The organism is Chitinophaga sp. (assembly GCF_035564935.1).
Lineage (GTDB): Bacteria > Bacteroidota > Bacteroidia > Chitinophagales > Chitinophagaceae > Chitinophaga.
The window spans coordinates 1-5,674 of sequence record NZ_DATMTE010000047.1; the positions used below are offsets into that span (position 1 = coordinate 1).

Below are 5,674 nucleotides of genomic sequence, written 5' to 3' on the forward strand. Positions count from 1 at the left end.
CGGGTTCCTTCGCCAATGGTAAGTTACAGATCAGTGTAGACATTAACGGTAATCTCCACAACAAAGTGGTAGACGCCCTGGAAAATAGCATGTCGGTGGAACATACCCACGATTAAGCTGCAAAATCTCTTAAATAACGGATCTGTGGGGAGATAGACTGTGAGCATCTCTCTGCAGATCCGTTATTTATTTTACTACCTGATATTGATCTCCGCGTATACGGCAAAATGATCGGAAGCATATCTTCCTTCCCAGGTTTCGGAGATACTGGCATGTTTCAGAACATCATATTTCCCTTTGAGAAAAATATAATCAATGGGCTGGTCATCCGCTTCTGCAATATTCCATCCGTTGAAAGTACCGGCAGGACCAAAGTGCGGTGTTTTACTGATTGCCTTGCTGTCTGTTAAATGCAGCGGATCACCGGAGTTCATAATAATCTGAATGGGTTCATCAGATGGAACGGCATTGAAATCGCCGGTAATAATAGCCGCATCTTTCCCGGTGATCTGATGTACTTTTTGCAGCAGTAATTTCGCGCTTTCCCTGCGTGCAATTTTCCCCATATGATCAAAGTGGGTATTGAAATGGTAAAACATTTTATTCGTTTGCTTATCCCTGAACTTTCCCCATGTCACTATGCGGGTGCAGGCGCCGTCCCATCCTATGTGCCCCGCTACTGTTGGGGTTTCCGACAGCCAGAAAGTTTCGCTCTTTAATAGTTGTAAACGGGTGGTATCGTAGAATATAGCGGAAAATTCGCCTTTTGTTTTTCCGTCATCCCTGCCCACACCAATCGCTTTATACTGTGGTAATCTTTGCTGAAGATCCTGCATCTGGTCATTCAGCGCCTCCTGTACACCCAACGTATTTGCACCAAGGAACAGGATTTCCGATGCTACTTTGTCTTTCCTGTTGGGCCATGCATTGGCGCTGTCGTCCGGGTTATTATAGCGTATATTGAAAGTCATTACCTTCAACGGAACCTGTGCTGCAAGGGAACTCACCAGCAGGCCGCAGAGGGCTGTCAGCCATAGTATTCTCATACAATTCAATTTTAGCCTGTAAAAATAGCATGGAAGAAGATAAATCCTAACGCCGGGGAATAATTTCTTATCTCCGGAGTGTTCCTATTAATGGGTATATTGATTCAGTTGGAGGATGATATCAGGGTCGGGGCAGTTTTGCAGGTATTTTTCTTTTTCACTGTAACGGCATACACCGGGATAATCTCCGCGAAAACCCTGCATATCTTCAATTACCTGGAAATGCAGGTGTGGCGGCCATCCTCCGTTTTCGGCCGGAGTACCAAAATGGGCCAGTGGCTGCCCGGCCGTAATGGGCATATTTTCATATAATCCCTGCAGGTTGGAAATACTGAGATGCCCGTACAGCGTATAAAAAGTATATCCGTCGAGCTGGTGCTGTAATATAATGGTGGCGCCATAATCTCCGAAATGGTCGTTAAAACGGAAACTATGTATATGGGCATTCATAGGTGCATACAGGCGGGTACCGGTTTCTCCCCATACATCGATCCCCAGGTGTAAACGGCGTGGCTCTTCCCCGGCGTCAAAATGTGGGCTTACTGCGTAAATGGTACGGTGTTCCGCATAGCCGCCAATACCAAGCCGGCAGCCGCTCTGTTCCAGCGTATTGTCTATATACCTGCTAAAGCGGTTAATGTCCTGGAGTATGTTTTTAGTGAGTGTAGTGTTATTGGCGGTGAAATCCATTACCAGCAGGGATTCATGATCTCCCAAAAGCGGAATAACCGGCTTGAAGGCGGACTGGTGTTTCTTTAAAACCTCCTGTAACATATTTTGTAAGGCTTGACTTTCGTCTAAATATAAATATTAATTTGTGTATTAAATAATGCTGGTCATTTGCAGTTCCCCGTTTACATCAATTTGTTTTCCTTACACCTTCCGCTGCACGCGGTAACGGAAACCCTGGGCATGTTTATCGGCTTCCGCTATTTTTTATTCCTGCGTAAGCGGCAGGGCGACCGGATCGGCAATAGTAATCGTATTTGGGCCATTATAGGCGCCATTTTCGGCGCTTTGCTGGGCAGCCGGTTATTAGGGGCGCTGGAAAATCCACCAGGCCTGTACCAGGCCGATAACCTGTTATTTTACATCTATCAGAATAAAACCATCGTAGGAGGGCTACTGGGGGGCCTTATCGGGGTAGAGCTGACCAAAAAAGCAGTGGGTGAGCGGCATTCTACCGGCGACCTTTTTGTGTATCCGCTGATATTGGCCATGATCATAGGGCGTATAGGCTGCTTTACCATGGGTATTTATGAAGAAACCTACGGACTGCCCACTTCATTACCCTGGGGCCTTGATTTGGGCGATGGCATCCCCCGGCATCCTGTATCTCTCTATGAAATTATTTTCCTGGTATTGTTATGGCAGATGCTAAGAGCTGCCAGCCGACGTTACCCCCTCGCAAATGGCGCCCGGTTTAAACTTTTCATGACCGGTTACCTGCTGTTCCGTTTCGGACTCGATTTTATCAAGCCAGGGTACCGTTTTGCCTTCGGCCTGGGATCTATACAGCTGGCCTGTTTGGCAGGATTGCTTTATTATTTGCCGGTAATTATTTTTCCATCACGACTAACACAAAAACAATATGCCTGAAAAAAATTACACCTACTACGATTTTACGCTCAGTATCTGTAGTACCTGTTTACGCCGCGTAGACGCCAAGGTGATATTTGAAGATGAAAAGGTTTTTATGATGAAGCATTGTCCGCATCATGGAATGGAAAAAGTATTAATCGCCACTGATATCAGTTATTACAAAAATACCCGGAACTATAACAAGCCATCCGAAGCGCCGCTTAAAACCAATACCAACACGCATTATGGCTGCCCTTATGATTGCGGCCTATGCAAGGATCATGAGCAGCATTCCTGCCTAAGCGTAATTGAGGTAACCGACCGCTGTAACCTTACCTGTCCTACCTGTTACGCTATGTCGTCGCCGCATTATGGCCGGCACCGCACCCTGGAAGAAATAGAACAGATGCTGGATATCATCGTGGAAAATGAAGGACAACCGGATGTGGTGCAGCTCAGTGGGGGAGAACCCACTATCCATCCCCAGTTCTTTGAAATACTGGATATCGCCAAACGTAAGCCTATAAGACATCTTATGATCAATACCAACGGCGTGCGTATTGCAAAAGACAAGGAGTTCACCGCCCGCCTGGCTACCTATATGCCGGATTTTGAGGTGTATCTGCAGTTCGACAGTTTCAGGCCCGAAGCGCTGGAACGCATGCGGGGAAAAGATCTTACAGATACCAGGAAACAGGCGCTCGAGAATCTTAATGAAGTAAACCTCAGTACTACGCTGGTAGTTACCCTGCAACGCGGCGTGAATGAAGACGAAATGGGCGCCATTATCGACTATGCCCTGAAGCAGCCTTGTGTTCGCGGTGTTACATTCCAACCGGTACAGGTGGCAGGCCGTACTGATGGCTTTGATCCGGCCACGGATCGTATTACGCTGACAGAAGTCCGGCAGCGCATCCTGGAGCAATCACCGATCTGGAGCGATCATGACATTATCCCGGTTCCCTGTAACCCCGATGCCCTGGCAATGGCCTATGCACTCAAAATTGACGGACAGGTGTACCCGCTCACCCGCTATGTAGATCCGGCGGTATTACTGAACAACTCAAAAAATACCATCGTGTATGAGCAGGATGAAAGGCTGCATCAGCACATCCTGAAAATATTCAGTACCGGCATTTCTACCGATGCGGCTGTAAATGATATGCAATCGCTGCTTTGCTGCCTGCCACAGGTACAGGCTCCCGGGCTCGACTATACGAACCTGTTCCGCATCGTGATCATGCGCTTCCTGGATGCGTACGATTTTGATGTGCGCGCTATCAAGAAATCCTGTGTGCACATTGTTCATAAAGATGGCCGCATCATTCCGTTTGAAACCATGAACCTGTTTTATCGTGATGATAAAGAATCATATTTGAAGCAACTCCAGGAAGAACGGGCATTTACCCCCATTATTTAAATGATGATGTATGAATGAATTTTTCAGAAACGTACTGCTGTTTACACTTATCCCACTTGGTATTTTCCTGCTGATGTGCGTTACGGGCGATGAAGGCATTCTAATGGCAGGGATCCTGGCCATGGTATTGGTTGGGGCATACTTTATAATTGGGCTTATCCTGATCATTGCCAATAAAAACCAGGTAGGGAAGGCGATGTTGCTTTCATCAGGAATTATTTTACTGGTGGGATTATCTACCTGCGGGATTATTTTAAGCGGATTGAGTATCAGGTAAGATAAGTACATGAAGAATATTCTAAAACATGCGGTGCTGGCGTCATTGCTTCCACTTGTTTTTTATGCGTATAATATTATTGAAGTAGCGCTTACATGCTATCGGTACGGTATAAAAAAGGCTGTCATGCTATCTGCATAACAGCCTTTTTCTATAATTCAGGCGGGTGCCTATATCACCACGTTGATCATCTTCCCTTTTACAATAATCACTTTTTTAGGCGCTTTCCCTTCCAGCCATTTCTGTACCACCTCACTGGAGAGTACTTCCTTCTCAATGTCCGGGATAGCCGCATCCAGTGGGAATCCCATTTCAGAGCGGGTTTTACCGTTGATCGCAATCGGGTAATTGAAGGCGCTTTCCCTGGTATACTGCTCTTCAAATACCGGGTAAAGTGCATTCAGGATGCTTTCATTATTGCCTATATACTGCCACAGCTCTTCACACAGGTGAGGCGCATAGGGGGTGAGCAGGATCAGCAATGGTTCCAGGATGCTGCGTTTATGACAACGCAGCGTAGCGAGTTCATTTACACAGATCATAAACTGGCTTACCGCTGTATTGTACGAGAAGCTGGAAGTATCATGGTCTATTTTCTGAATGGTTTTGTGCAGTATTTTCAGCTCTTTCGGTGTGGCTGGTTGCTCATTAACAAGGATACCTTTTTGCTCATCGGCAAACAGGCGCCACAGTTTTTTCAGGAAGCGGTGCACGCCTTCAATACCTTTGGTATCCCATGGTTTGGATTGCTCTACCGGGCCCAGGAACATTTCGTACATGCGGAAAGTATCAGCGCCGTATTTTTCTACCAGTTGATTGGGGTTTACGGTATTGTACTTGCTTTTGCTCATTTTTTCAACCTCTGTTCCACAGATGTATTGTCCATCTTCGAGAATGAAAGTGGCATTATGGTAATCCGGTTTCCATTTTGTGAAGGCTTCTGTATCTAACGTTACACCATCAACGAAGCTCACATCTACATGAAGCCTGTCTGTTTGATAGCTATCCTTCAATCCCGCAGAAACAAATTCATTTGTACCATGAATACGATATACAAAACGGGATGAGCCCTGGATCATCCCCTGGTTGATCAGCGACTTAAACGGTTCATCAAAACCAATATGACCCAGGTCGTACAGCACTTTGGTCCACATGCGGGAATAGAGCAGGTGCCCTACGGCGTGTTCGGTACCGCCTACATATACATCTACCTGGTTCCAGTAATCGGTGGCTTTACGGTCGGCAAAGGTTTTATCATTGTGCGGATCCATATAGCGCAGGAAGTACCAGCTGCTGCCGGCATAGCCGGGCATGGTATTGGTTTCACGCTTCACGCCGGGAGCCACATTC

Annotated in this window: 6 protein-coding genes; 3 read left to right on the top strand and 3 right to left on the bottom strand. The window is 46.5% G+C overall.

The genetic code is table 11. From position 1 onward, the window contains the following. Positions 1–194: 194 nt before the first annotated feature. Together VN105_RS01250 and VN105_RS01255 are read right to left on the bottom strand one after the other, a co-directional pair. Positions 195–1,046 carry an endonuclease/exonuclease/phosphatase family protein gene (locus tag VN105_RS01250; RefSeq protein ID WP_325637127.1) on the bottom strand — a complete coding sequence of 284 codons (852 nt, stop codon included), beginning with the start codon at positions 1,044–1,046 and terminating at the stop codon, positions 195–197. Between the two features lie 87 nt (positions 1,047–1,133). After that, positions 1,134–1,820, bottom strand: a complete 687-nt coding sequence (locus VN105_RS01255) for a peptidoglycan DD-metalloendopeptidase family protein (RefSeq protein WP_325637129.1) — start codon at positions 1,818–1,820, stop codon at positions 1,134–1,136. Between the two features lie 66 nt (positions 1,821–1,886). Between VN105_RS01255 and VN105_RS01260 the strand changes: the two genes are divergently transcribed. From VN105_RS01260 to VN105_RS01270, 3 genes are read left to right on the top strand one after another with little or no spacing between them, the layout of a single operon-like run. After that, entirely contained in the window at positions 1,887–2,645 is a 759-nt protein-coding gene (locus tag VN105_RS01260; RefSeq protein WP_325637131.1) for a prolipoprotein diacylglyceryl transferase, read from the top strand. Next, positions 2,638–4,047 (top strand): radical SAM protein, encoded by a 1,410-nt coding sequence (locus tag VN105_RS01265; RefSeq protein ID WP_325637133.1) that lies wholly within the window; start codon positions 2,638–2,640, stop codon positions 4,045–4,047. The genes VN105_RS01260 and VN105_RS01265 overlap by 8 nt, the downstream gene beginning before the upstream one ends. Positions 4,048–4,057: 10 nt before the next feature. After that, positions 4,058–4,324: a hypothetical protein gene (locus VN105_RS01270; protein ID WP_325637135.1), complete on the top strand. Its 267-nt coding sequence runs from the start codon at positions 4,058–4,060 to the stop codon at positions 4,322–4,324. A gap of 170 nt (positions 4,325–4,494) precedes the next feature. On the opposite strand, the gene VN105_RS01275 is transcribed toward VN105_RS01270, so the two are convergent. Continuing rightward, the coding region (locus VN105_RS01275; protein WP_325637137.1) for a class I tRNA ligase family protein at positions 4,495–5,674 on the bottom strand (1,180 nt) is incomplete at its 5' end.